The organism is bacterium endosymbiont of Bathymodiolus sp. 5 South, from assembly GCF_900128535.1.
Lineage (GTDB): Bacteria > Pseudomonadota > Gammaproteobacteria > PS1 > Pseudothioglobaceae > Thiodubiliella.
Genome location: NZ_FQTR01000297.1, coordinates 1 through 1,466 on the forward strand (window position 1 = coordinate 1; position 1,466 = coordinate 1,466).

The 1,466-nt window shown below is 39.1% G+C and carries 1 protein-coding gene; it reads left to right on the top strand.

Annotation, left to right across the window (positions count from 1 at the left end):
* Nucleotides 1-554 precede the first annotated feature (554 nt).
* Nucleotides 555-1,067: a hypothetical protein gene (locus BBROOKSOX_RS10950; protein ID WP_139661841.1), complete on the top strand. Its 513-nt coding sequence runs from the start codon at nucleotides 555-557 to the stop codon at nucleotides 1,065-1,067.
* The last annotated feature ends 399 nt before the right edge of the window (nucleotides 1,068-1,466 follow it).

Genomic DNA, 1,466 nt, shown 5'->3' on the forward strand with positions numbered 1-1,466 from the left:
GCCCTTTGAGTTTGTCAATAAAAGGGCAAAGTATATACGCTATCGTCTTTACGCCATTGCTGCTAAAGTCATTAAAACAGGTAGAAAAGTTATTATTAAATGCCAGGCACAATACTATCAATTACTCACCAAGGTATTAAACGACATCAAAGCGTTTAAACCGTTATTATCCTGATTTAGAATAAATAACACTAAGGTTCATTACAAAATCCTGATTAGAGGAGGCTTTATGGCACCTGAAAAAACCAAATCATCCAAAATATTGGATAATTTACACCTGTTTTGTCAAATTCAGAGAAAATGCCTGTGTTTTGCTGAAGGCAGGGTTTGAATGGGGTGCATTTTTTTGGTTTTGATTGTGGGTTTTGGGTTTGGATGGTTCTATTTTTGGATTTGGGTATGTAAGTTCCAACAATTTAAGGTAACATTCGCTAATTTTTTTGTTTAAAGCGTCATTGGTTTAGTGTAGTTGCTGTATAATTTTTACTTGACAAGACAAAAGTCTGGTATTTAAAGTGTATCAATGGTGATTCACTGGTTTATAGGGAGATTTTATGAAAAAAATTATCGCAATCGCTGCTATAGTAGTAGCATCAACAGCTTCAGCTGGTTGGTTTAACAACGGCAACAATGGTTATAATAACTATAACGGCTCTAACAACTGGGGTCCATTTGATGGCGGCTCTAACTGGGGTCCTATGAATGGCGGCTCTAACTGGGGTCCTATGAGTGGTGGCAACAACTGGGGTCCATTCAATGGCGGCTCTAATGCCGGTCCATTCAATGGCGGCTCTAATTGGGGTCCATTCAAGGGTGGTAATAACTGGTTGAATGACACAGACTTTGGTATGAATTTCAACACGAAGAACAAGACTGATAACACTGCTTCAGGCGTTGCATCTGGCAATGCTGATGGTAGAGCAGATGCTAGCGCTTCAGGTAGAGCCGATGCCTACGCCAAAGGTCAGGCTGATGCTTATGCTAAGGCACAAGCTGATGCCTATGCTAAAGGTTATGCTGATGGCAAGAATGGTTACTACAACGGCGAGAGTTCAACAGCTAAGTAGTTGAGTGTATTAGTTGATTAATTTTCAGCACAGAAAAAAAAGCCATCCTTTGGGGTGGTTTTTTTTCGTCTTTTGTTAAATGAGACCTTTGCATAAATAGGGATGATTAGCAGAAACCCACTTTTCACCCACTTGGCGATTTTTTAAACCCAGCCTTAGCCCTGCTAGGACAAGGTTTAAAGAAATCACCCATTGGGCAAAAATTGGATTTTGCTAATCATCCCTATTTAGTCGCCCCTTAAAAACCACTCCAAACAAACCAAAACCACCCATTTTTCCAACCATCTAAATCAACAAAACTGCTTTTTATCCAGTACCGCAAAAAACCTTAGGTATTTTACAAAAAATAAACCCAGTTTTTGCCAAAACAAAAAAATAGTGGCTATTACCAGCCATTTT

Bases quoted from the DNA above. Each gene is read 5' to 3' on its own strand.
- BBROOKSOX_RS10950 (WP_139661841.1), top strand. From the start codon at position 555: ATGAAAAAAATTATCGCAATCGCTGCTATAGTAGTAGCATCAACAGCT.